At 73.7% G+C, this 24,792-nt stretch carries 23 protein-coding genes; 15 read left to right on the plus strand and 8 right to left on the minus strand.

Annotated elements, in window-relative coordinates; all coding sequences use genetic code 11:
- On the plus strand, window positions 1-2,207 hold a 2,207-nt coding region (locus tag UW392_RS24960), incomplete at its 5' end, for a polysaccharide lyase 8 family protein (protein ID WP_320777353.1).
- Window positions 2,208-2,209: 2 nt separating this feature from the next.
- Here UW392_RS24960 and UW392_RS24965 read toward each other — a convergent pair.
- Together UW392_RS24965 and UW392_RS24970 are read right to left on the minus strand one after the other, a co-directional pair.
- Window positions 2,210-3,046, minus strand: coding sequence for a hypothetical protein (locus UW392_RS24965; protein WP_320777354.1), 837 nt, complete (start codon window positions 3,044-3,046; stop codon window positions 2,210-2,212).
- Complete coding sequence (locus UW392_RS24970; RefSeq protein WP_320777355.1) at window positions 3,043-4,311, minus strand: glycosyltransferase family 4 protein; 1,269 nt, start codon at window positions 4,309-4,311, stop codon at window positions 3,043-3,045. The genes UW392_RS24965 and UW392_RS24970 overlap by 4 nt, the downstream gene beginning before the upstream one ends.
- 188 nt (window positions 4,312-4,499) lie before the next feature.
- Here UW392_RS24970 and UW392_RS24975 point away from each other — a divergent pair, with 188 nt between their 5' ends.
- The 10 genes from UW392_RS24975 (at window position 4,500) to UW392_RS25020 (ending at window position 15,653) form a co-directional block, all read left to right on the plus strand.
- Window positions 4,500-4,988: a DUF5949 family protein gene (locus UW392_RS24975; protein ID WP_320777356.1), complete on the plus strand. Its 489-nt coding sequence runs from the start codon at window positions 4,500-4,502 to the stop codon at window positions 4,986-4,988.
- 291 nt (window positions 4,989-5,279) lie between these two features.
- A complete protein-coding gene (locus tag UW392_RS24980; RefSeq protein WP_320777357.1) occupies window positions 5,280-6,488 on the plus strand; it encodes a S8 family peptidase in 1,209 nt (402 codons plus the stop codon).
- Window positions 6,489-6,828: 340 nt separating this feature from the next.
- Window positions 6,829-8,157 carry an ABC transporter substrate-binding protein gene (locus tag UW392_RS24985; protein ID WP_320777358.1) on the plus strand — a complete coding sequence of 443 codons (1,329 nt, stop codon included), beginning with the start codon at window positions 6,829-6,831 and terminating at the stop codon, window positions 8,155-8,157.
- Window positions 8,158-8,171: 14 nt separating this feature from the next.
- Window positions 8,172-9,119 (plus strand): sugar ABC transporter permease, encoded by a 948-nt coding sequence (locus UW392_RS24990; protein ID WP_320777359.1) that lies wholly within the window; start codon window positions 8,172-8,174, stop codon window positions 9,117-9,119.
- Entirely contained in the window at window positions 9,119-10,015 is an 897-nt protein-coding gene (locus tag UW392_RS24995) for a carbohydrate ABC transporter permease (RefSeq protein ID WP_320777360.1), read from the plus strand. Before UW392_RS24990 ends, UW392_RS24995 begins: the two co-directional genes overlap by 1 nt.
- A gap of 31 nt (window positions 10,016-10,046) precedes the next feature.
- The gene (locus tag UW392_RS25000; RefSeq protein ID WP_320777361.1) at window positions 10,047-10,997 is read left to right on the plus strand and encodes a carbohydrate kinase family protein; all 951 of its coding nucleotides are present in this window, start codon (window positions 10,047-10,049) and stop codon (window positions 10,995-10,997) included.
- Window positions 10,994-12,319, plus strand: coding sequence for an alpha-glucosidase/alpha-galactosidase (locus UW392_RS25005; RefSeq protein ID WP_320777362.1), 1,326 nt, complete (start codon window positions 10,994-10,996; stop codon window positions 12,317-12,319). The genes UW392_RS25000 and UW392_RS25005 overlap by 4 nt, the downstream gene beginning before the upstream one ends.
- Window positions 12,320-12,640: 321 nt before the next feature.
- Window positions 12,641-13,381, plus strand: coding sequence for a class I SAM-dependent methyltransferase (locus tag UW392_RS25010; protein WP_320777363.1), 741 nt, complete (start codon window positions 12,641-12,643; stop codon window positions 13,379-13,381).
- A 95-nt stretch (window positions 13,382-13,476) separates the two neighbouring features.
- Window positions 13,477-14,649, plus strand: a complete 1,173-nt coding sequence (locus UW392_RS25015) for a M23 family metallopeptidase (RefSeq protein ID WP_320777375.1) — start codon at window positions 13,477-13,479, stop codon at window positions 14,647-14,649.
- 50 nt (window positions 14,650-14,699) lie between these two features.
- The gene (locus tag UW392_RS25020) at window positions 14,700-15,653 is read left to right on the plus strand and encodes a GlxA family transcriptional regulator (protein WP_320777364.1); all 954 of its coding nucleotides are present in this window, start codon (window positions 14,700-14,702) and stop codon (window positions 15,651-15,653) included.
- A gap of 9 nt (window positions 15,654-15,662) precedes the next feature.
- On the opposite strand, the gene UW392_RS25025 is transcribed toward UW392_RS25020, so the two are convergent.
- The 5 genes from UW392_RS25025 to UW392_RS25045 all read right to left on the minus strand — a co-directional run bounded on the left by UW392_RS25025 (window position 15,663) and on the right by UW392_RS25045 (window position 19,286).
- On the minus strand, window positions 15,663-16,781 hold the full coding sequence (locus tag UW392_RS25025; protein ID WP_320777365.1) for a GNAT family N-acetyltransferase: 1,119 nt from the start codon (window positions 16,779-16,781) through the stop codon (window positions 15,663-15,665).
- A 117-nt stretch (window positions 16,782-16,898) separates the two neighbouring features.
- Entirely contained in the window at window positions 16,899-17,294 is a 396-nt protein-coding gene (locus UW392_RS25030; protein WP_320777366.1) for a hypothetical protein, read from the minus strand.
- A 182-nt stretch (window positions 17,295-17,476) separates the two neighbouring features.
- Window positions 17,477-18,199, minus strand: a complete 723-nt coding sequence (locus tag UW392_RS25035; RefSeq protein ID WP_320777367.1) for an FAD binding domain-containing protein — start codon at window positions 18,197-18,199, stop codon at window positions 17,477-17,479.
- 204 nt (window positions 18,200-18,403) lie between these two features.
- Window positions 18,404-18,733, minus strand: a complete 330-nt coding sequence (locus UW392_RS25040) for a hypothetical protein (RefSeq protein WP_320777368.1) — start codon at window positions 18,731-18,733, stop codon at window positions 18,404-18,406.
- An 88-nt stretch (window positions 18,734-18,821) separates the two neighbouring features.
- The gene (locus UW392_RS25045) at window positions 18,822-19,286 is read right to left on the minus strand and encodes a DNA-binding protein (RefSeq protein WP_320777369.1); all 465 of its coding nucleotides are present in this window, start codon (window positions 19,284-19,286) and stop codon (window positions 18,822-18,824) included.
- A 124-nt stretch (window positions 19,287-19,410) separates the two neighbouring features.
- Between UW392_RS25045 and UW392_RS25050 the strand changes: the two genes are divergently transcribed.
- From UW392_RS25050 to UW392_RS25065, 4 genes are all read left to right on the plus strand, one after another.
- Window positions 19,411-20,274: a DMT family transporter gene (locus UW392_RS25050; protein ID WP_320777370.1), complete on the plus strand. Its 864-nt coding sequence runs from the start codon at window positions 19,411-19,413 to the stop codon at window positions 20,272-20,274.
- 109 nt (window positions 20,275-20,383) lie between these two features.
- Entirely contained in the window at window positions 20,384-21,796 is a 1,413-nt protein-coding gene (locus tag UW392_RS25055; protein WP_320777371.1) for a basic amino acid/polyamine antiporter, read from the plus strand.
- A gap of 22 nt (window positions 21,797-21,818) precedes the next feature.
- Complete coding sequence (locus UW392_RS25060) at window positions 21,819-23,081, plus strand: arginine deiminase (RefSeq protein WP_320777372.1); 1,263 nt, start codon at window positions 21,819-21,821, stop codon at window positions 23,079-23,081.
- A gap of 104 nt (window positions 23,082-23,185) precedes the next feature.
- The gene (locus UW392_RS25065; protein WP_320777373.1) at window positions 23,186-23,644 is read left to right on the plus strand and encodes a hypothetical protein; all 459 of its coding nucleotides are present in this window, start codon (window positions 23,186-23,188) and stop codon (window positions 23,642-23,644) included.
- On the opposite strand, the gene UW392_RS25070 is transcribed toward UW392_RS25065, so the two are convergent.
- On the minus strand, window positions 23,625-24,792 hold a 1,168-nt coding region (locus tag UW392_RS25070), incomplete at its 5' end, for a glycosyl hydrolase family 65 protein (protein ID WP_320777374.1). The two genes, UW392_RS25065 and UW392_RS25070, sit on opposite strands and share 20 nt — an antisense overlap.

A 24,792-nucleotide genomic window follows, 5' to 3' on the forward strand; every position in this document is an offset into this window, starting at 1 on the left:
GCAGCGCGGCCGCCTGGCGCGCCGGGATGCGGCCCGTGCCGGGCTCGCTCTGGCCCGACCTGGTCTGGACGGCTCCGGAGCCCGGCGGCGACGCCTCGGCGGCGGACCGCTCGGCGCGCGTCCAGCTGTCCCTGCGGCGGCTGCGGGCCATGGCCGAGGCGTACGCCCAGCCCGGCACGGGACTCACCGGTGACGACGCCTACGCCGGGGACGTGGTGGCCGGGCTCCGGCACGTGGTCACCGACGTCTACCACGCGGGCCGCGCCCCGTACGGCAACTGGTACGACTGGCAGATCGGCGGCCCGCACGCGCTGCTGGACGCCGCGCTGCTCCTCGCCGACCGCCTCGACGCCGGGCTGAGCACCGCGGTCACCGCAGCCGTGCGCGCCTTCGTGCCGGACGACGCGGTGGGCCCGTACACGGGGACGTCGACCGGCGCCAACCGGGTGGCCCTGTGCCGCACGATCGCCCTCGGCGGGCTGCTGGGCGAGGACGCCGGGCGCCTCGCGCTCGCCGCCCGCGCCCTCTCCCCCGTCTTCCCGTACGTCACCTCGGGGGACGGCCTGTACCGCGACGGGTCCTTCCTCCAGCACACCTCGGTGCCGTACGCCGGGACGTACGGCACCGAGCTGCTCGCCGGGCTGGGCCTGCTCCTCGCGCTGCTGGCGGGCTCCGACTGGGAGATCACCGACCCGGCCCGGGACAACGTCCTGGACGCCGTGGAACGGACGTACGCGCCGTTCGTCCTCGACGGGCTGTGCATGGACGCGGTCTCGGGGCGCGCGGTCTCCCGGGGCGCCCCGCCCGGCGCGTCGCCGAAGGACGACCACACGCGCGGCCACGCGGTCGTCGCCGCGGTCCTCGCCCTCGGCCGGGCGGCGGGCGGTGCCCGCGAGGCCCGCTGGCGGGCCCTGGCCAAGGGGTGGATCCAGCGCGGCCGGGTCCGCCCGGCGGAGACCGACCCGGTGCTCGACGTGGCGGGGCTCGCCCTGCTGCACGGCGTCCTGGCCGACACCGCCGTCACCCCGCTGCCCGAGCCGGTCGGGCACCGGCTCTTCCCCGGCCAGGACCGGGCGGTCCACCGGCGCGACGGCTGGACGGCGTGTCTGTCGATGGCCTCGGACCGCATCGCGCACTACGAGTGCGGCGGCGGGGAGAACCTGCGCGGCTTCCACACCGGCGCGGGCCTGCTCGCCTGGTGGGGCGACGACCGCACCGCCGAGCAGTACTCACGGACCTTCTGGGCCACCGTCGACCCCTACCGGCTGCCCGGCACCACCGTCTCGCTCAAGCGGCTCGCCGACGGCGAGGGCGGGCCGTGGGGCGCCGCCCGCCCCGACGCGCGGTGGACCGGCGGCGCCACCGACGGCACGTACGCCGCGGTGGGCCAGCACCTCAAGGGCCTGGCGTCGACGCTCGAAGCCCGCAAGTCCTGGTTCTTCCTCGACGAGGGCGTCCTGTGCCTGGGCGCGGGCATCACCGCCACGGACGGCGCACCGGTCGTCACGGTCGTCGACAACCGGCGCCTCGGCACCGCCGGTACGGAGGCCCTCACGGTGGACGGCGTCCGCGCGCCCGACGCCCTCGGCCGGGAACGGACGCTCGCCGGTCCCGGCTGGGCGCACCTGGCCGGGCACGCCGGCTACGTCTTCCCCTCGGGCGGGGACGTCACGGCGCTGCGCGAGGAACGCACCGGCCGCTGGAGCGACATCAGGAGCGGCGCCTCCACCGAGCCCTGCACCGACCGTTACCTCTCCCTCCGCGTGGACCACGGCACCGACCCGGTGGACGGCCGCTACGCCTACGTCCTGCTGCCCGGCGCCGGCGCCGTGCGCACCGGGTCCAGGGCCGGCGGTCACTACCGTCCGCTGGTCAACACCGCGCGGGCGCAGGGCGTCCGGGTGCCGGCCCTGGGGCTGACCGCCGTCAACTTCTGGGCGGCGGGCAGCGCGGGCCCGCTCACCGTGAGCGGCCCGTGCTCGGTGCTGGTGCGGCACCTGCGCGGCGGTACGGCGGTGCTCTGCGTCAGCGACCCGGCCCGCGCGCTCACCTCGCTCACCGTGACCTGGCGGCACCGGGTCACCGCGGTCACCGGCCGGCCGGGGACGGTCGTACGGGCCGTCCCCGGTCCGGAGCTGACGCTGGTCCTCGGCGATCTCACGGCGGAGGCGGGCGCCACCCAGCGGGTGACCGTGCGGACGGTGTGAGGTCAGCCGGCCGGGGCGGCCGTCACGGCGAGGTCGTTGTCGACGGTGTAGTAGGGCCGCAGGACCGTCCCGGCCACGGTGGCGGCGGGGAGGACGTGGACGTCCTTGCGGTCCGCCACGTCGTCGAGGAGGCGGGCGACGCGGACCCGGGCCGATGTCCCGTCCGGCCGGACGAAGACGTCCCAGATCCGGGTGGCGGTGCCGGTGTCGCCGGCCGGTGCGGCGAGTTCGGCGAGATCGGCCGTGAAGGTGAAGTCCCGGCGGTCGGCGGCGGCGCGGAGCGGGAGGAGCCGTTCGGTGCCGGTGCCGCGCGGGCGGAGCAGGACGGCCGCGTCGTCGGTGAGGGACGCGCCGTGCAGCCGGGCCGCGACGGTGAGCGTGCCGTCGGCGACCGTGACGCGGCCGGTCTCGGCGTGGGCGTCGCGCAGCCAGGCGCGGACCGCGAGGTATCCGTCCTTGGTGGCGTAGGGGACGCGGACGGCGACCGGCGCGGTGCGGTCGCGGGCCGCTCCGTCCACCAGGGCGCGCAGGTCCCGCGGTCCGGGCCGCGGACGGCGGCGGGCGGTGTCCGGTCCGTCGGTGAGGTACACGTCCCACCGGCCTTCCGCCAGGACGGTGCCGACCGGCAGGACGGCGGTGTGCCGTCCGTCGTCCGTCTCCCCCGCCGCTTCGAGGGGCAGGAAGTGGAGGGTCCGCTCCGGCTGTCCCTTCTTGGGGCGCAGCCGCAGCAGCAGCCGGGTGCCGGGGGCCGCCGCCGGAAGGCGCAGGCCGAAGGTGATCAGGCCGTCCGCGGTGACCGTGCAGTCGACGCGGGGGTCCGTCGTGTTCTCCGTGGTCATCGTCGTCCCTTCCGCACCGTGCGCAGCGCGCTGCTTCCCGTGGCGTGCACGGCGTCGCGCGCCGCGTATCCCCGGCCGACCAGGATCTGGCGCATCGGGGCGCGGTCCTGGCTGACGGGCCGTCCGGCCCGCCGTGCCTCGATCGCCTCCTCCATGAGGCGCTCGGCCTGGGCCACCACGGGGCCGGGGGCGAACCGGCGGGCGTTGTCCAGCGCGGAGCGGCCCATCCGGTGGCGTCGTTCGTCGTCCTGGACCAGTTCGAGGAGCGCGGCGCCGAAGGCGGCGGCGTCGCCGACGGGGACCAGCCGGCCGTCGACGCCGTCCTCGATGATCTCGCCGGGGCCGTAGGGGCAGTCGGTGCTCACCACCGGCAGGCCGCACCGCATGGCCTCCACGATGGTCATGCCGAACGGCTCGAAGTTGGAGGCGGCGGCGCCGATGGAGCCCTTGACCCACTCGGCCTCCATGGGGGCGGCGGCGCCCATCAGGAAGACGTTCTCGGAGAGGCCGAGGCTCTCTGTGAGGGCGCGCAGCCGGTCGTGTTCCTCACCCTTGCCGTAGATGCGCAAGCGCCAGTCGGGGCGCTCGGCGACGACCCGGGCGAACGCCTCTATGAGCAGGTCGTAGCGTTTGACCGGGACCAGCCGGCCGGCCGCGACGACCAGTTTGGCGTTGCCGTCGGCGGGCGGCAGGGCGGGGTCGGGGACGCTGTTGGGCAGGGCCTCGACGCGGACGCCGGGCAGCCGCATCTTGCGCCGGTAGGCGGCGGCGTCGGCCTCGGTGACGGTGGTGAGCACGTCGAGCCGCCGGTAGGCGCGGCGCAGGGCGGTGCGCAGCCGCGAGGGGTGGTTGTCGAGGGTGAGGTGCTCCTGTCCGACCCGGGCGACCCGCTCCGGCGCCTGGAGGGCGAGGTGCACGTTGAGTCCGGGGCGGGTGCCCACGACCACGTCGGCGTCGATGTCCGCGAGGCAGGCGCCGATGCGCTCGTCGGTGAGTTCGCTGTACTGCCGGTACCGGTACTCGGCGGCCGGGAAGACCTTGGCCGGCCGCAGATGCTGGGGGTGCTCCTTCTCCTGCCGCAGGTCCACCAGCGGTCTCAGGCCCACCCGGGGGTCCAGCTGGAAGTTGGGACGCTCCCGGTGCCGCAGCACGGAGACGATCTCCACGGTGTGTCCGACGGTGGCCAGTGCCTGGGCCAGGTTGAACGTCGTGGTGATCGTGCCTCCGATCCCGTAGGCGTTGTGCAGGAGGAAAGAGATCTTCATGGGGGGGTAGACGGCACCGTGTTCCGAACGGTTGTCCACCGTTACCACTTCGTGGTGGACCGGTTCACCTGCTGTTTCCCGGGCGGTGCGGGCGGACGGTCGCTCGTTCGTGTGGCGGTCGTGTCCGGTGTGCTCCGGTCGGGTGAGCGGGGTCCGGAAGGTCCGGAATCCGCTTATAGGGTTCCGCGGTGACTTCCACCCCAGTTGAGACCCAGCCCGTGCGTTCCGAAGACCTGGGCACGCTCCTCGTCATGTCCTGGAGCCGCGAGGACCCCCAGGGCAGCATCCCCTACATCCTCGCCTGCCCCCGCGGGGACGGCGCGAACGGACCCGGGGCGGCGTCGGAGGCCGCCGGGAAGTTGCTGGCCGCCGCCGGTATCCCGCCGAAGCACGAACTCGTCGACGCGGCGCGGCTGCCGAGCCTCCCGGTCGGGCTGCTCGTCCTGCCGGGTGCGGCGGTGCTCACGCTGCCGCAGGTGACCGCGCAGTTCGTGCCGCCGGAGGCGTGGCTGGAGGCGGTCGCCGAGCGGGGTTGCGCGTACCTCATCTTCACCACGCGGCCCTGGCCCGACGCGGAGCCCGGCGACGTCGAGGCGCTGGCGGCGTTCACCTCCGAGGAGGAGACGCTGAAGTCGGCGGCGCACGTGGCGCTGCCCGCCCGCAGGCTGCGCGGCTGACGGCACGGCGGGAGCGCACGGGGCGGTGCCACGGACTCCTTCCGGTCCGGGGCGCCGCTCCTGCCCGTTCCGGGCTTGGCAGAAACCCGCACTTGACAGATTTCATGCTCATGACAGATTTGTTGACGGACATTCAAGTCCCTTGTTCTACGCCCGTAGTTGGTCAAGGCTGTTCCCCGGTCCGGGAGCGGAACGCGACGCTCCCCGGTCCGTGTGCGCATCCCCGCGCACACCCCCCACAGCCGCGTACCCGACCCGGGGTGCGCGCTGCCTAGAGGAGGACCCCTCGTAATGGCACAACTGCGCAGCAAGAGACTCAAGTTCGCCGCGATAGCCGGCGTCGCGGCCGCCGCCCTCACCGGTGGTCTCACCGCGATACCCGCCCAGGCCGCACCGGCCGAGGGCACCGTCCTCGCCGCCGGTTCCCCCACGGCCGTCAAGGACAGCTACATCGTGACGCTCAAGAAGGACGCCGGGCTCAAAGCGTCCTCCGCCGCCGGCAAGGACCTCGTCGAGGAGTACGGCGGCACGGTGAAGAAGACGTTCCGCAGCGCGCTGAACGGCTACACCGCCAGTCTCTCCGCCACGGAGGCGAAGCGCCTCGCCGCCGACCCGTCGGTCGCCTCCGTCGAGCAGAACCAGCGCGTCAGCATCGCCGACACCACGCAGACCAGCGCGCCGTGGGGCCTGGACCGCATCGACCAGACCTCCCTGCCGCTCTCCGGCACGTACACCTACCCGGACACCGCGGGCAGCGGCGTGACGGCGTACGTCATCGACACCGGCGTCCGCATCACCCACCAGCAGATCAGCGGCCGCGCCTCCTACGGCTACGACGCGGTCGACGGTGACACCACCGCCTCCGACGGCAACGGGCACGGCACCCACGTGGCCACCACCATCGCGGGCACCACGTACGGCGTCGCCAAGAAGGCGAAGATCGTCGCGGTCCGCGTGCTGGACAACAGCGGGTCGGGCACCACGGCCGGCGTGATCGCGGGCATCGACTGGGTCACCGCCAACCACTCGGGCCCCTCGGTCGCCAACCTGTCGCTCGGCGGCGGCGCCTCCTCCACCCTGGACACGGCGGTCCGCAACTCCATCTCCAGCGGCGTCACCTACGCCATCGCGGCGGGCAACAGCAACGCCAACGCCTCCTCGTACTCCCCCGCCCGGGTCACCGAGGCCATCACCGTCGGCGCCACCACCAGCACCGACGCCCGCGCCAGCTACTCCAACTACGGTTCGGTGCTGGACATCTTCGCCCCCGGCTCCTCCATCACCGCCGGCTGGTACACCAGCGACACGGCGACCAACACCATCTCCGGTACGTCCATGGCGACCCCGCACGTCGCGGGTGCCGCCGCGGTCTACCTGGCGGGCCACACCTCCGCCACCCCGGCCCAGGTCTCCTCGGCCCTGACCAGCGGCGCGACCACCGGCAAGGTGACCAGCCCCGGCACCAGCTCGCCGAACCGGCTGCTGAAGATCGTGCCCTGACCGCGTGACCGGGTGACGTGACCCGTCCGGCACACCGCGCCCCCGGAGGCTACCCGCCTCCGGGGGCGTTCGGCATCCCCGAGATACTTGATCGTGATCGATTCTGCGCACAACAACCTCTTTTCAAGCACTCACGATCACCGACTCCGACGTTTCGGACCCTTGACATGGTCGGGACCCGGTCGATTTACTCCCGGTCAACGCCGACGTCGTCCCCGACCGGCGCCAGAGGTACGCCCAGCCGGTAGCTGGCTTCGCGCCAGGAGTCCGGACTGAGTCGCCAGGATCCGCCCGCGGCATCCGAGGCGGGGCCGTGCCCACCAGTTCTCGGGAGCTCGTCATGGATGCGGTCCCACGCAGCGTTCGCCCCTCGCGCCGCGGAGTGCTGCGGGCCGGCGGGGGCGCCGTGCTCGCGGCGGCCCCGGGCGCGGCCGTGACCGGTTGCGCGGCGGGCGGTGACGACGGGGTCGCCGCCGACGGCACGGTCACCATCGAGGTGTGGCACGGCCAGGCCGACACCGCCAAGAAGGTGCTCCAGGAACTCGTCGCCGACTTCGAGCGCGCCCATCCCAAGATCAAGGTGGACCTCGGCGGCGGCGTGCTCTCGGACGTGATGCTGCAGAAGGTGACCGCCGCCCTCGCCGCCGGCTCCTACCCCGACATCGCCTACATCTTCGGCTCCGACCTGGCCCGGGTCGCCCGCGGCCCGCAGGTCGTCGACCTCACCGGCACGGTCGCCTCCGGCCCCACGCCGTGGAAGAACTACTGGGCCGCGGCCCGCGACGCCGTCACCGTCAACGACCGGGTGCGGGCCGCGCCCGCGGTGCTCGACGCGCTCGCCGTCGTATGCAACAAGCGGCTGTTCGCGGACGCCGGGGTGGAGCTGCCGGAGGCCGGCTGGACCTGGGACGACTTCACCGACACCGCGCGGCGCCTCACCGACAGGGCCGCGGGCCGGTTCGGCACCGGCTGGCCCGGCACCGGCGACGAGGACACCGTCTGGCGGCTGTGGCCGATGATCTGGGACCTCGGCGGCGACGTCGTCGACGACAGCGGCAAGGGCATCGGGTTCGCCGACAGCGGCGTCCGCGCCCTGGAGGTGGTGGCCGGGCTCGCCCGCGACGCAAGCGTGTACATCGACCCCAAGCCCGGCAGCGAGCAGATGTACCAGGTCTTCATGTCGGGGCGGATGGGCATGGTGCCCACCGGCCCCTGGCAGCTGCCCGACATCGAGCAGGCGAAGGTCGACCACCACGTCGTCCCGCTGCCCAGCTTCAGCGGGAAGCCGGTCACCATCTCCGGCCCCGACACCTGGACCCTGTTCGACAACGGCGACGCCCGCAGCGAGGCCGCCCGCACCTTCGTCACCTGGCTGACCCAGCCCGCCCAGGACGTCCGCTGGGCGGTCGGCGCCGGCAGCCTCCCGCTCAGCCGCCGCACCGAGGACGAGCCCGCCTGGCGGCGCAGGCTGAAGGAGACCGAGGGCCTGTCGGTCTTCACCGGGGCCCTGGACTCCGCGCGGGTCCGGCCCGTGCACCCCGCCTACCCGGAGGTCTCGCAGGCGCTCGGGCAGGCCATCGTCGCCGTGCTGCTCGGCCGCAGCACCCCCGCCGAGGCCCTGCGGTCCTGCGCCGACGAGGCCGACGCCGCCCTGCTGATACCGCGTTGAGGAGCCAGAACGACATGCCGCGTCTCCCCCGAGCCATCACCCTCGCGGACCCGCCGGACCGGCGACGGGCCCTGCGCCGCAGACGCCGCGCCGAGACCGCCACCGCCTGGGCCTACCTCTCCCCCGCGGTCGTCGTCGTCCTCGGCCTCAGCATCGTCCCGGTCGTCTGGTCGCTGCTGCTCTCCTTCCAGGCCAGCGACCTCGTCACGCCGAGCCGCTGGGTCGGCGTCGACAACTACCGCGCCCTGGCCCAGGACCCGAACTTCAGCCAGGCCGTGCGCAACACCCTGCTCTACACGGTGCTGTACGTGCCGCTGAGCCTCCTCGGCGGTCTGCTGCTCGCCCTGGCCCTCAACCAGCGCATCCGGCTCGTGGGCAGCTACCGCACCCTGATCTTCGTACCGTTCGTGCTGTCGGCGACCGCGCAGGGCGTGCTGTTCTCCTTCATCCTCGACCCGGAGTTCGGCGCCGCCAACTCCGTCCTGCACCACCTCGGCGTCTCCCCGCAGGGGTTCCTCACCGACCCCGGGCAGGCCCTGCTCGTACTGGTCGCGGTCACCCTGTGGAGCGGCACGGGCTTCTGCGTCGTGGTGTACCTCGCCGCGCTCCAGGACGTCCCCCAGTCGCTGGTGGAGGCGGCCCGGCTGGACGGCGCCGGCCGGCTGCACCTGCTGCGCCACGTCACCCTGCCCACGCTCACCCCGGTCACCGTCTTCCTGCTGCTGTGGCAGATCATCCAGTCGTTGCAGGTCTTCGACCTGGTGTACGTCACCACCAAGGGCGGGCCGCTGGGCTCCACCACCGTGATCGTCTACTTCATCTGGGAGCAGGCGTTCAAGAACGCCACCGCCGGCTACGGCGCGTCGGCCGCCTACGTCCTGGCCGTCGCCCTGGGCCTGGCCGCCGGGATCGTCCGTCTCGCCCGGCGCCGCGAGCGCCCCCGCACGGAAGGGGCCCGCTGATGACGGCGACCTCCGCCCACCCCGACACCGCGACCGCCGCCGCCCCTTCCGCGCCGTCGGCCGTGCCCGCCCGGCGCCGCCGGGGACTGCCGTTCAGCCCCTGGCACCTGCTGCTCGCGCCGCTGGCGCTGATGTTCGCGGTGCCGCTGGTCTGGCTGGCGCTCAGCTCGGTGATGAGCGACGCGGAGATCAACCGGTTCCCGCCCGCGCTGTGGCCCTCCGGCATCGACCTCGGCGGCTACCGCTACGTGCTGGGCAACGCGATGTTCCCGCGCTGGTTCGCCAACTCGCTGATCGTCTCCGCCGTCACGGTCACCGCGAACCTGCTGTTCGGCTCGCTCGCCGGGTACGCCTTCGCGCGGATGCGGTTCGCCGGCTCCCGGGTGCTGCTCGCACTGATGCTGGCCACGATGGCCGTGCCGTTCCAGCTGACGATGATCCCCACGTTCCTGGTGATGAGGAAGCTGGGGCTGATCGACACGCTCGGCGCGCTGATCGTGCCGTCGCTGGTGACGCCGTTCGCGGTGTTCCTGCTGCGGCAGTTCTTCCTCTCGCTGCCCCGGGAGCTGGAGGAGGCCGCGTGGATCGACGGCTGCTCCCGGCTGCGGGTGCTGTTCCGGATCGTGCTGCCGCTGTCCCGGCCCGCCCTCGCGACCGTCGCCGTGCTGACGTTCCTGACCACCTGGAACGACCTGACGTGGCCGCTGATCGCCATCAACCACGACACGCAGTACACGCTCCAGCTGGGGCTGACCACCTTCCAGGGACAGCACCACACCAAGTGGTCCGCGGTGATGGCCGGGAACGTGCTGACCGTGCTGCCCGTCCTGCTCGCCTTCCTCGGGGCGCAGAAGACCTTCATCCAGTCCATCACCTCCAGCGGCCTCAAAGGCTGAGGGCCGCGGAAACCGAACTCCAGGAAGGCCCATGCCGCACACCTTCGACCTGCTCGTCGTCGGCGACGCCAATCCCGACGTCGTCGTCGGCCCCCTCGACGCCCCGCTCACCTTCGGCCAGCACGAACAGCTCGTCCCCGGCGGCGCGCTCACCCTGGGCGGCTCCGCCGCGATCATGGCCTGCGGGGCGGCCCGCCTCGGCCTGCGGGTGGCGTTCGCCGGCCGGGTCGGCGACGACGACGCGGGCCGCTACGTCCGCGACACCCTCGCCGCGCGCGGTGTCGACACCCGGGCGCTGGTCCTCGACCCCGGCCTGCCCACCCCGCTCACCGTGATCCTGACCCGGGACGACGACCGGGCGATCGTCACCGCGCCGGGCACGCTGGCCGCCACCACCCCCGACGACGTCCCGGCCGAGCTGCTGGGCGCCGCCCGGCACGTCCACTCCGCCTCGTACTTCCTGCTGCCGAAGCTCGCCGCCGGACTGCCCGGACTGCTCCGGACCGCCCGCGCGCAAGGGGCGACGACATCCCTCGACACCAACGACGACCCGGCCGGGCACTGGGACCCGGAAGGGCTCGCCGCCGTCCTCCCGCACGTCGACTACCTGCTGCCCAACGCCGCCGAGGCCCGGCACCTGGGCGGCTCCGCCGACCTCGCCGAGGCCGCCGCCGCGCTCGCCGGGCGCGGCCCGGTGACCGCCGTCAAGGACGGTGCCGAGGGGGCGCTCTGCCACGACGGGCAGAGCCTCACCCGCACCCCCGCCTTCCCCCTGAGCCCGGTGGACACCGTGGGCGCGGGCGACAGCTTCGACGCCGGTTTCGTCGCCGGGCTCCTCGCCGGACTGCCGCTCGCCCGGACGCTCGAACTCGCCGCCGTCTGCGGGGCGCTGTCCACCCGTGCCCCCGGCGGCACCCCCGCCCAGCCCACCTGGGACGAGGCCTTCGCCCAGGTCACCCGCGACCGAAAGAATTCCGCATGAGCACCGCTCACCCGACCGCGCCCAAGATCACCTTCATCGGCGCCGGCAGTGTCGTCTTCACCCAGGGACTGCTCGCCGACCTGTTCGCGTTCGACGAGCTGAAGTCCGCGCACATCTCGCTGCACGACATCGACGCCGAGCGCCTCGCCACCGCCGAGGCGGCGGCCCGGTACATCGCCGACGAGCGCGGCGCCACCCCCACGATCACGGCACACGCCGACCGCCGCGCGTCCCTGGTCGACGCCGACTTCGTCATCAATATCGTCCAGGTGGGCATGGGCGAGGCCACCCGCACCGACTTCGAGGTGCCGGCCCGCTACGGGCTGCGCCAGACCATCGGCGACACCCTGGGCGTCGGCGGGATCTTCCGCGCGCTGCGCACCTTCCCGCTGCTGAAGGCGCTCGGCGAGGACATCGCCGAGGTGTGCCCCGAGGCGTGGCTGCTCAACTACACCAACCCGATGGCGATGAACGTCCAGTACCTGGCCGAGGCCACGGGCCTGACCCGGGTGGTGGGCCTGTGCCACTCGGTGTACTGGACGATGCAGGGCCTGTGCGAGCTGCTGAAGGTCCCCTACGACGAGGTCACCTACCAGGCTGCGGGCGTCAACCACCAGGCGTGGGTGCTGCGCTGGGAGCACGAGGGCCGTGACCTGTATCCCCGTCTCGACGAACTGATCGCCGGGGACGAGCAGTTGCGGCGGCGGGTCCGGGTCGACATGTACCGGCGCCTCGGCCACTACCCGACGGAGACCAGCGAGCACTCCTCCGAGTACGTGCCGTGGTTCCTGCACCACCCGGGCGAGATCGAGCGGCTGCGGCTGCCCATCGGCGCCTATCTCGGCATCGTCGACGAGAACGTGGCCGAGTACGAGCGCACCCGGGACGCGCTCGCGTGCGGTGCGCCGCTGACCGTCGAGGGCACCATGGAGTACGCGCCGCAGATCATCCACTCCATGGTGACCGGCACTCCCCGTACCGTCTACGGCAACGTCCCGAACCGCGGTCTGATCGACAACCTCCCCGCGCACGGCGCCGTGGAGGTGCCCTGCCTGGTGGACGCGGCGGGCGTGCAGCCCACCCGGATCGGCGCGCTCCCGCCGCAGCTCGCGGCCCTGAACCGGACCTACCTCAGCACCACCGACCTGGTGGTCCGCGCGGCGACGGAGGACGACCCGAAGCACATCCGGCACGCGGCGATGGCCGACGCGGCGACGGCCGCCACCCTCACGGTGGAGGACATCTGGCGTCTGTGCGACGACATGGTCCGCGCCCACGCCGACCGGCTGCAGCCGTCGCTGCGGGCGGTGCTGGGAAGCTGACCCGACCGCGCCACGGCCCGACCGCGCCACGGCCCGGTCGCCGCGCGGGCCGTGCCGGGCCGGGTGCGGATCTCGGCGCGCAGGACCCGGAACGGCCGCTGGTGGTACGGGCACGTGACCGGGTCCACCGGGTCGGCGGCGGCGAGGGCCGCGCGGCCTCATGGCAGAAGCGGCGGGACAGGCCCAGGCCGGGCACGCGAGGCGGAGCGGTCGTGCCGGGATGACGCACGGCGCCGGACCCCCGGGCGACCCGTTCTCCCCCGTCCTGTGGCCGGGAAAAACCGGAGGCGGCGGGTGCCTCGGCGCCGCTAGGGTCCCCGGATGCCTGATGAGGACGGTTACTTCGGAGAAGAGGTCGCGGCGTCCTACGACGCCTCGGCGGCGGACATGTTCCGGGCGGAGGCGGTGGACCCGGCGGTCGATGTGCTGGCCGGACTGGCCGGGGACGGCCGGGCGCTGGAGTTCGCCGTGGGCACCGGGCGGCTGGCGCTGCCGCTGGCCGCGCGCGGTGTGCCGGTGCACGGCATCGACATCTCCCGGGCCATGGTGGCCCGGCTGCGCGCCAAGCCCGGCGGCGACGGCGTCGGTGTGACGATCGGGGACATCGCGACGACGCGGGTGGAGGGCACGTTCTCCCTCGCCTACCTGGTGTTCAACACCATCAACAACCTGACCACGCAGGACGCCCAGGTGGAGTGTTTCCGCAACGCCGCCGCCCATCTGCGGCCCGGCGGTCACTTCGTGATCGAGGTGGGGGTGCCCGACCTGCGCCGGCTGCCCCCCGGGCAGAGCGCCGTGCCGTTCCGGATCGGTGCGACGGAGTGGGCGTTCGACACGTACGACACCGTGACGCAGGCGATGAGTTCGCACTACGTCACGGTCGTGGACGGGCACGCCGAGCACCGGGCCTTCCCGTTCCGGTACGTGTGGCCGTCCGAGCTCGACCTGATGGCGCGGCTCGCCGGGCTGCGGCCGGCGAACCGCTGGGAGGGGTGGTCGCGGGCGCCGTTCACCACCGAGAGCACGGGGCACGTGTCGGTCTGGGAGAAGCCCGCGGACTGACGCTCCGTCACCGGTGACTGCCCTTGTGGGCAGCCGGTCCTGCCCCGGCGTCTCCTGACGGCGCCGGGGCCACGGGTTACCTTCCGTGCGTGAGCATGCTGCCCTCCCGGCCGCCGTCCCCGGCGTGCGCGGACCGTCCCGAACCCGAACTCCCGTCCGAGCCGACCGGACAGGACCCGGACGTCGGACAGGGGACCCCTCCGCAGGAGGAGACGGAGAAAAAGAAGAAAAAGAAGAAGCGGCGCGGGCCCGGCCCCTTCGTCCTGCTGGTGCTCCCCGGTCTCGTCTCCCTCACGGGGGTCGCGACCTTCTTCGCCGTGACGGGCGGCTTCACCGTCGAGTCCGAGCAGGCGGCCGGCCCGGAGCAGGCCGCGGCCCCCGGGGTCGACGCCTCCTACGTGCCGTGGCTGCGCAAGGCCGCCGCCGACTGCGAGGTGGTCTCGCCCTCCGTGCTCGCCGCGCAGATCGACCAGCTCACCGGCTGGACCGACGACACGGGCAAGCTGTCGGGCCAGCGGGGCATCGCCGCCTTCACCGACGAGGCGTGGCACACCTGGGGCAAGGACTCCGACGGCAACGGCCGTTCCACGCCCCGCGATCCGGCCGACGCCATCATGGCCCTCGGCCGCCAGGACTGCTCCCTGACCGCCGAGGTCACCGACCTGCGCACCGAGGGCCGCGTCAACGGCGACCTCGTCGACCTTCTTCTCGCCGCCTACGCCACCGGCGTCGACGAGGTGGCGGAGGCGGGCGGCGTCCCGGACGACGCTCGGACCTACGTCACGGAGGTCAAGGGGCTGCTGTCGGGGTACGCGTCGCTGGACAAGGAGGAGACGAGCGGCGCGCCCACCGCGGCCGGCGCCATCCTCGCCGCGCCCGTGAGCACGCTCACCGTCACCTCGCCCTACGGTTCGCGCGAGCACCCGCTGACCGGCGTGACCAAGCTGCACACCGGCATCGACTTCGCCGCCGCGCAGGGCGCGCAGGTCTTCGCGGCCCGCGGCGGCCAGGTGGTGTTCGCCGCGTCGACCAGCGCGTACGGCAACCGCATCGTCGTCGACCACGGCGAGATCGAGGGCAAGCGGCTGCAGACGACGTACAGTCACCTGTCGTCGATCGAGGTGGCCGTGGGGCAGACCGTCGAGACGGGCACCCCCATCGGCCGGGCGGGCTCCACCGGCCTGTCCACCGGTCCTCACCTGCACTTCGAGGTCATCTACGACGGCTACTACTCCAACCCCCAGCCCTGGCTCGCCCCGTCGGGCTGAGGCCGGCCGGGGCCGTACGGCGCCACCGCGCGGCGAGGTACTTTCCCGTCATGCACACCATCGCCGTACTGGCCCTGGACCAGGTCGTCCCGTTCGATCTGTCGACCCCCGTCGAGGTCTTCTCCCGCACGCGGCTGCCGGACGGGCGGCCCGGTTACCGCGTCCGGGTGTGCGCGGAGCGGCCGGAGGTGGACGCCGGTGCGTTCACGCTGCGCGCTCCGTGGGGCCTGGAGGGTCTGGAGGACGCCGACACGGTCATCGTGCCGGGTACCGCCGATGCCACCGCGCCGGTCGGTCCCGCCGTCCGGGACGCGCTGCGGGCCGCCGCGGCGCGGGGCACCCGGATCGCCTCCATCTGCTCGGGCACCTTCCCGCTGGCCGCGACCGGGCTCCTCGACGGCCTGCGGGCCACCACGCACTGGCTGGCGGCCGGTCTGCTCGCCGACCGGCACCCGGAGATCGAGGTCGACCCGGCCGTGCTGTACGTGGACAACGGGCAGATCCTCACCTCGGCCGGTGCCGCGGCGGGCCTGGACCTGTGCCTGCACATGGTCCGGCGGGACTACGGCTCCGCGGTCGCCGCGGACGCCGCCCGGCTGTCGGTGATGCCGCTCGAACGGGAGGGCGGGCAGGCGCAGTTCATCGTCCTGGACCACGCTCCCCGCCCCCAGGGCTCCGTCCTCGAACCGCTGCTCGCCTGGCTGCACGAGAACCTCGCCCGGGAACTCACCCTGGACGACATCGCGGCGCAGGCCGGGACCAGCACCCGGACGCTGATCCGGCGCTTTCGCGAGCAGACCGGCAGCACGCCGCTGCAGTGGCTGCACCGCGCCCGTGTCCGGCAGGCCCAGCACCTGCTGGAGACCACGCGTCACCCGGTGGAACGCATCGCCACGCAGGTCGGGTTCGGCTCGCCCACGGCCTTCCGGGAGCGGTTCAAGCGCACCACGGGGGTGAGCCCGCACGCCTACCGCCGCGCCTCCGGACGGACGACGGTGAGGTGACGACCGGCCCTAGCCGGGTGGCCGCTCGCCGTCGGAGGGCCGCATCCGGGTGCGCAGTTGCCCCGCCTCCGCCAGGGTCCGTGCCGCCGCGGCAGCCAGCCGGGGCCGGTTGCGTACGAACCGCCGGGCGACCCGGGCCGGTTCCCGGGCCAGCAGGTAGGTGGCGGCGCCCGGTACCGGCCGCAGCACGGCTCCCTCGTAGACCCGCAGGTCGCGTGTCTTGAGGGACTCCTTGTAACGGGCCGGGCCGGTGCCGAGGTCGACCGTGCGCACGCCGTCGGCCGCGGCGGCCTCCAGCATCCGCAACTGCATGAGCAGGCCGGGGGAGAACTTGCCCCAGGCGCGGTCGTAGGCCGGGAACCACCAGGACAGCACCGTGGCCGAGCGCAGCCCGAAGTGGGCGGCGACGGGCCGGTCACCGGCGTACAGCACGGAGAGCGTTCCCCGGCACTCCGGTTCGCCGCTCTGTCCGAGCAGGCCGATCAGCTGGGTGATCCACTCCTGTGCGAACCGGTCCCGCCGGCCGGTGCGGCGGTACTGCGCCGACTTCCAGCGCATCAGCTCGCGCAGCGCGGCCGGGTCCTGGGCGTCGAGGACGAACCGCACCTCGCCGGCGCGCCGGGCGAGTTTGCGCTCCTTGGCCCGCAACTGTCTGACGAGCGACGGCGCGGTGGCGCGCAGTCGCCGCGCGTACCGGTCGTAACCGTCGTCGAGGTCGACGACCGGGGAGGCGAGTTCCTCCACGGCGTGCGGTACGAAGGTGTGCTGTCCCTCCTCCAGGCTGTCGAACTCCCAGGAGGACAGGCCGCACTCCCGCAGCAGGCGTCCCGGGTCGATTCTGATCCCGGGCCTCAGGACCGCGCCCTGGCTGTCGGAGACGCCGAGCCCCACGGCCCGTCCCCGGCCCAGCGGCCCCTTCTCGTACGGGAAGTAGCCGACCGGTACGGCGTCCTCCCGCAGGACGGCCACCCGGACCCCGGGCCGCACCCGGCCGACGGCCGCGGTGAACACCGGGTCGAGGAAGGGGTTCGCCGGTGCTCCCGAGCCGGCGCGGATCTCCCTCCACAGCTTGACGTCGTCGGTACCCAGTTCGTCCGTCCGAAGAATCTCGATGTGTTTTCCCGGCATGGCTGATGCCTCCCGTGTGGTCGGTCGAGGACACACGCGGGCCCGTCGGTCATCGCGTCCCGGCAGCGGGCAGTCGGCAGGCCGCACGACGCGGGCCCTGGTTACCGCTGTCGCCGCTCAGCAGCGGAACGTCTGGAGAAGTACCGCTCCGGTGGGCGGAGCGCCGGCCGCCGGCCGTTCGGCCCCGGCCGCGTCGTGGAGATCCGTCGAGTCGCGGCCGGCCGCGGACTCCCGTACGGGGGCGATAGCCCAGGCCGTGCCGGCCGCGCCCGCGGTACGCGCGGGACGCACCGCGACCCGGCGGGTGGCGGTGCCGTCGTCGCACGGACAGGGGTCGGTGAGGCTCTCGGCACGGTGGCTGTCCGCACCGCTGCCGGTGGAGGGCATCACGGACACGCCGGACAGGGGCGGTGCGCCGTCCGCGGCGCGCGATCCGCCGTTGGGGGCGACGAGGTTCAGCAGCACCGAGGAGACCAACAGCACCAGGGCCATCGCCCATCGACGCCGCACCATCGGACTCCTGCCCTGCGTCTTCGCGGGGATCGGCATACGGGTGCCGGAACGGACGTCTCCCCCGGCTGCGCCCGGCCGCGTCTTCCAGTAGGCCGACCTTGCCGGTGCGCGTCAAGTCCCGCGCACGGGAACGGCGGACTCCGGGCGGTCACGGGGCCGGTCTCCCGCGCCCGGACCGGGGTTCAGCGCTCGTCGGCGCGTGACAGCACGTCCTTGATCTCCTCGCGGACCACCGTGCGCGCCTGGGCGGGGAGGGCGCCGAGGGCCCCGGCGTCGACCGCGTCGGCGGCGTCCTCGGCGTTCGCGCAGTGGCCGGTGGTCTCGTCGACCACCTCGTAGCCGTCACGGACGGCGACCCGCAGCAGGCGGCGTCCGTCCTCGCCCCGGTGCACGGCGGTGGCGACGACCAGCGGCGGCGGGCCGCCCGCGTCGGCCGGCAGCTTGCGGTACCCGCTGGCCACCGGCGCGCTCCAGGCCAGGGAGAGCAGCAGCCGCCGCTCGGCCAGCAGGTCGGTGAGGTCGGTCTCGTAGGTCCGTTCCTTGGAGAGCACGGTGGCGCGGGCGTCCAGGACCAGCGCGGCGGGGAGCAGGCAGCGCAGCGTGCTGCCCACGATGTTGCCGCCGACGGTGGCCGTGCGGCGCACGGCCCCGGTGCCCACCGTGCCGGCGGCCCGCCGCAGCACCTCGGGCACCCGCTCGTCGATCCGGTGCAGCAGTACGGCCGCGCCCAGCGTCTCGCGTCCGATGCCGTTGGCCTCGGGCAACTCCCGCAGGGACATGGCCAGGTCGGGGAACCCGTCGCGTTGCCAGCCCGCCCAGACGAGAGTCGCCCCGCCTATGGGGACCGCCCCCTGGGCGAGGTACTCCTGCGCTTCGGACACGGACGTGGGCAGACGCAACAGCACGGCAGCCGACCTGCCTTCCTCGGGGGTTCGGTGGTGGCCGGGGGACGGGGGGACGCTGCCCCGGCCACATGATCGCTTACATGGGGATTGTGCCCACGCCCACAGGGGCGCGTACAGGGCTCACGCGATCACTTCGTGCGCCCCTTTTGCGCTGGCGCACCACCTGATGCCCCGCGGAACGGTACGGGGTGGCGGCCCGGCGCGCTACGGGCGGTGCGCCGCGGCGTCCTTCGCCAACTGAACGGCCGAGAGCAGACTGAGCCCCGGCGCCGACTCCCGCAGCACCTTGATCGCCCGTACGGAGTCGACGGGTCCCTCGTGCCCGGCGGCCGTGAGCCGTTCATGGACCCAGCGGGCGCGCAGGGCGGCGTCCGGCACGGCCGCCGCCTGCGCGACCAGGGTGGCGGCGCGCTCCAGCCCCGGCCGCTCCTCCGGGCCGGCGTCGGCGAGCGCCGTGCGCAGGGCGGCGGCGATGACGTCCGCGTCGCGCAGGACGAGGACGTTGACTTCCGGGGCGTTGCGTCGTGCGAACATGCGTCCATCGTCGGCGCCGCGCGCCGTGCCGATCAAGGGAGTTGAGGTGCTTCTGAGCCGCGCCGGCCGCGCGGGCGCCCCCCGCGCGTCAGTCCGTGCCGACGGGGTCGGTGTCGACGCGGCCGGCGAGCCGCTCGTAGCGCTGCCGGGCCGCCTGCGGCGTGCCGAGGCCGAGGCCGAAGGCGATCTCCTGCCAGGTCATGCCCCGGCCGCGGGCCATGGCCAGCAGCCCGGCCTCCAGTTCGTCCAGTTCGCCGCGGACCAGCGGCACCAGGGTCAGGGCGGCGGTGATGTCGGAGCGGTCCACCCCGGGTTCGCCGTCGTCCGGCAGCGCGGCCCCGCTGAGCAGGAAGGAGACGAGCCGGACGGCCTCGTGCGGGGCGAGGAGCGCGGGGTTGACCTGGCGGCGGCGCTGGGCGTCGGTGGCGGCGTGGCGCTCGGCGATGCGGAAGAGGGAGGCGTACACCCGCTGGGCGCGGGCCTCCTCCGCCCTCGGTGGCGTGAAGACGTCGGCGGACGGTCCGGATTCGGGCGGCGGCGGGTTCGTGGACATGCCCCCATCCTGTCCGGCTCTGCGACCCGTTGACAACCAGTTATTGTGAACGACTTGTTCAAAGGGCCGTCCCGCACGCTCTGCCCGGCGCGCGCCCGCCCGCGAACCCCGCGAGGATCAGTGGATGGGTGTCGTACTGCCGGTCCTCTTCGCGCTCCTCGCCGCGTTCAGCAACGCGACGGCCACCGTGCTCCAGCGGCGGGCCGCGCTGACCGTGCCGCAGTCCCAGGGCTTCCGTCCCTCCCTCGTCCTGGACCTGCTGCGGCGGCCCGTGTGGCTCGCCGGGATGCTCGCCGTGATCGTCGCCGGGGTCGGCCAGGCGGCGGCGCTGGCGACCGGTCCGCTCTCCCTCGTCCAGCCGCTGTTCGTCCTCGAACTGCCGCTGGCGCTGCTGCTCGCGTCGCTCGCGACCGGCCGCCGGCTGCCGCCCGTGATGTGGGCCGCGGTGGCCGGCGTGGTGGTCGGCCTCGGCGTCGCGCTCGGGGCGGCGTCCCCCTACGGCGGTCGGGCCGAGGTGTCCGCCCTGCGCTGGGGGCCGGCCCTGGCGGCCTGCGCCGTGGCGGCCGTGCTGCTCGCCGGGGCCGGGGTGCGGCGGCCCGTGGGCAAGGCGCGGGCCGGCTGCCTGGGCGCGGCCACCGCGGTCTGCTACGCCCTGACGGCCGCGCTGATGAAGGACTCCATGGCGGTGCTGGACACGGACGGGGTGACCGGCTTCCTGACCGCGTGGCAGACGTACGCGTTCGCCGCGGCCGGGGTCGGCGCCGTCCTCCTGCTGGAGCACTCCATGCAGGGCGGGCCGCTGGTCGCCTCGCAGCCCGCGCTCACCCTCGGGGACGCGACGGTCAGCCTCCTGCTGGGCGTCTTCCTCTACCTCGAACATCTGCGGACCGGCTGGTGGCTGCTGCCGCAACTGCTCGGCGTGGCCCTGGTCGTCGTCGGTGTGCTGACCCTGGCCCGGCGCGGGGTCGACCTGCGCACCGGCGGCTGACCGGTCCCCCGACGGCACCCCAGAAGATGCCCGATACAGACATACGGGGCACAGTGGTCGCACTGTCCCACCCTCCCCGGTGACTGTTCAGCAACCCCCGAAAGGCGCCATGTCCGAGGCCGCACCGCCGGACGCCGGGCGGGAGTCCCCGCCCGCCGCCAAACTGCCGCTGTTCACCCTGACCGCCATGGTCGTCGGGTCGATGGTCGGCGCCGGCGTCTTCTCCCTGCCCAGCCGCTTCGCCGAGGAGACCGGCGTCGCCGGGGCCCTCATCGCCTGGGCGGTCGCCGGGACGGGCATGCTGATGCTGGCCTTCGTCTTCCAGTCGCTGGCCGTGCGCAGGCCCGATCTGGACGCGGGGGTGTACGCGTACGCCAAGGCCGGGTTCGGCGAGTACCTGGGTTTCTTCTCCGCCTTCGGCTACTGGGCCAGCACCTGCGTCGGCAACGTGACGTACTGGGTGCTGATCATGTCGACCGTCGGCGCGATCTGGCCGGAGCTGGGCGAGGGCGACACCGCGGTGGCGGTCGTGCTGTCCTCGGTGGGGCTGTGGGCGTTCTTCTTCATGATCCGGCGGGGCGTGAAGGAGGCCACCGCCATCAACAAGGTCGTCACGGTGGCCAAGCTCGTCCCCATCGTGATCTTCGTGATCCTGGCCCTCTTCTCCTTCGATCCGGGCGTGTTCGCCGGCAACTTCGGCGGCGCCGACTACGCCGGTTCGCTCTTCTCGCAGGTGCGCGGCACGATGCTGGCCACCGTCTTCGTCTTCCTCGGGGTGGAGGGCGCCAGCGTCTACTCGCGGCACGCCAGGCGCCGCTCCGACGTGGGCCGGGCGACCGTCCTGGGCTTCCTCAGCGTCTTCGCCGTCTTCGCCTCGGTGACGATCGTGTCGTACGGCATCCTGCCGATGAGCGAGATCGCGGGGCTGAGCCAGCCCTCGATGGCCGGTGTCCTGCAGTCGGCGGTCGGCACCTGGGGACGGGTCTTCGTCAGCGTCGGGCTGATCGTCTCGGTGCTCGGCGCCTACCTGGCGTGGACGCTGATGGCCGCCGAGGTGCTGTTCGTCGCCGCCCAGGACGACGACATGCCGCGCTTCCTGCGCCGCGCCAACGCCGTGGACGTGCCCGTACCCGCGCTGCTGATGACGTCGCTGCTCACCCAGGCGGTGCTGATCGTCACCAGTTTCTCCGACGACGCCTTCGACTTCGCGCTCAACCTGACCAGCGCGCTGTCGCTGATCCCGTACCTGCTGGCCGCCGCCTTCGCGGTACGGGCCCGCGCCCGCACCCCCGTCGCGGCGCTGGCGACGCTGTACACCGCGTTCCTGCTGTACGCGGCCGGCCTCAAGTACCTGCTGGTGTCGTTCGTCCTCTACGCCCCGGCGACCGTCCTGTTCGTGATGGCCCGCCGGGAGCAGGGCCGGCGCCTGTTCTCCCCCGCCGAACTGGTCGTGCTGGCCGTCTCCGTCGCGGGCGCGGTGCTCGGCGTCGTCGCCCTGGCCGCCGGCTGGATCAGTCTGTGAACGCACCACACCTGGAGGTCACGTGACCGACGACCACAGCACCGCCGGACCGGCCCTCGGCGTCCACTCCGAGGTCGGCACCCTGCGCAAGGTCCTGGTGTGCTCCCCCGGGCTGGCGCACCGGCGGCTCACCCCGACCAACTCCGGCCACCTGCTCTTCGACGACGTGATGTGGGTGGAGAACGCCCAGCGCGACCACGCGGACTTCGTCGCGGCCCTGCGCGCGCGGGGCGTGGACGTCGTCGAACTGCACGACGTGCTCGCCCGGACCATGGCGATCCCCGAGGCGAGGAGCTGGCTCCTGGACCGCAAGATCGTGGCCAACCAGACCGGCATCGGACTCCTGGACGCCACCCGCGCCTACCTGGAGTCCCTGGAGCCGCGGCGGCTCGCCGAGTACCTGATCGGCGGGCTCGCCACCGCCGACCTGCCGGACGACTTCCGCTCCGGGTACGTGACGCTCGCCCGGGAGTCGACCGGCGCGCGCGAGTACCTGATGCCGCCGCTGCCCAACACCCTGTACACCCGGGACACCACCTGCTGGCTGTACGGCGGGGTGACACTGAACCCGCTGTACTACCCGGCGCGGCACGACGAGACGCTGCTGATGAAGGCCGTGTACCTCTTCCACCCCGACTTCAAGGGGTCGACGGTGTGGTGGGGCGACCCCGAACTCGCCTGGGGCCAGGCCACCTTCGAGGGCGGCGACATCATGCCGGTCGGCGGCGGTGTCGTCCTGATGGGCATGAGCGAACGCACCTCGCGGCAGGCCATCACCCAGGTCGCCGCGGCGCTGTTCCGGCAGGGCGCCGCCGAGCACGTGATCGTCGCGGGGATGCCTCGCCTGCGGTCGGCCATGCACCTGGACACCGTCTTCACCTTCGCCGACCGGGACGTCGTCACCCTGTACCCGCGGATCATGGACGCCGTGCGCACCTTCTCGCTGCGGCCCGCCGACCGGGCACCCGGCATCGAGGTGCGGGACGAGGGCGCGACGCCCTTCACCGAAGTCGTCGCCCGCGCGCTCGGCCTGGACTCGCTGCGGGTGGTGGAGACCGGCGGCGACGTCTACGCCTCCGAGCGCCAGCAGTGGGACAGCGGCAACAACGCCGTGGCCGTGGAGCCCGGCGTGGTCTTCACCTACGACCGCAACACCCACACCAACGCGCTGCTGCGCCGGGCGGGCATCGAGGTCGTCACCATCGTCGGCGCCGAGCTGGGCCGCGGCCGGGGCGGCGGGCACTGCATGACCTGCCCGCTCGTCCGCGACCCGGTGGCCTTCTGACACCGGGCGGCCGGCCCGGCCGTACGCCGTCCGAGTGGTGCGTCGGCGGACACGGCCGTAGCGTCGTACCGGAAAGAGGCTTTGGCCGAACGGCGGGAGCGGACATGCGCGGACATGCGATGAGGGCAGCGGTCACACTCGGTGCCGCCGTGGCACTCGCGGCGCCCCTGACGGCGGCGTCGGCGACGGCACCCACGCCGGGGGACCCGGATCCGCACCGGCACCGCGGCGGGACCACCGTCCTGGCCGACTGCCAGGGACAGTCCGAGGTGCGGCCCGGCAGCCACCTGCTCGCCTGCGGTGACGGCAACAGCCGGCTGGTGTCCCTGCACTGGGGACGCTGGGACGCGGACACGGCGGTCGGCCGGGGCGTGAACCAGGTCAACGACTGCGATCCGTACTGCGCGGCGGGTACGTTCCGCTCGTACCCGGTGACGGTGCGGCTCGAAGCGCCGACGGGCGGGCACGGCTCCGGTGAGCGGCACTTCACGCGGATCAGTGTGACGTACACCGACGGCAGGCCGGACGGCTCGCCGCGTACGGTCAGCTACCCCCTGGGCTGACGCCCCCGGGACGGGACGCCCGCACCGGGCGGTCCGGGAGCACCAGGCGGCAGCTGTCGCCCGGCTGCACCCGGACCGCCCGGTCCGGCAGGCGGACGTCGATCGGCCGCCGGTCGGAGGCCGGTACGGCGATCTCCAGCATCCCCCGCTCCAGGCGCAGCCGGACACCCCAGTGGCCCCGGTAGCGCAAGGAGAAGCCGTACGACGACAGCTCGGGCAGCGGCACCGGGTCAAGCCACAGCGCGCCGGACCGGGTCTCCAGGCCGGTCAGGCCACGCTGGACGAGGTCGAGGGTGCCGGCCATGGCGCCGAGGTGGATGCCCTCTCCGGTGGTGCCGCCCTGGAGGTCGGCGACGTCGCCCTTGAGCGCCTCCTGGACGTAGGACCACGCCTCGGCGCGGCGGGCGCGGGCCAGGACCCAGCCGTGCACGAGGCCGCTGAGCGTGGAGCCGTGGCTGGTGCGGGCCAGGTAGTGGTCGACCGTGCGCCGCCAGAGGTCGTCGTCGAGGCGGTGGCCGAGCCGGTGGAACAGTCCCCCCAGCTCGGCCGGTCCGAAGAGGTAGCCGAGCATGAGGACATCGGCCTGTTTCGAGGCCCGGTAGCGGTTGACGGTGTCGCCCTCGGCCTCCAGGACCCGGTCCAGGCGCCGGATGTCGCCGTACCGCTCGCGGTAGCCCGCCCAGTCCAGCTCGGCGAGGGCGCCGTACCCCTCGAACTGGCTGATGACGCCCTCGTGGAAGGGGATGTGCAGGGTGCGGGAGATCTCCTCCCACCGCTCCGGCTCGCCGCGGTCCAGCTCGGTGCGCTCTACCAGTTCGCGGCGGCGCGGCTCGGGCAGGGCGCGCAGCACCTCCAGGGCGCGGGTGAGGACCCAGGCCGCGGTGACGTTGGTGTACGTGTTGTCGTCCAGGCCCGGTCCGGCGGCGTCCGGGTAGGCCTCGTGGTACTCGTCGGGTCCGACCACGCCGCGGATGCGGTGCCGGCCCAGCCCTTCGTCCCAGGTGGCCGAGTCGGCCCAGAAGCGGGCGATCTGGAGGAGCATCTCGGCGCCCTTGGTGTGCAGGAACTCGGCGTCCCCGCTCGCCTCGCAGTACTGCCACACGTTGTAGGCGACGGCCGAGCCGACGTGGTGCTGGAGGTGGGAGTGG

It is taken from the genome of Streptomyces sp. CRN 30 (assembly GCF_034105845.1).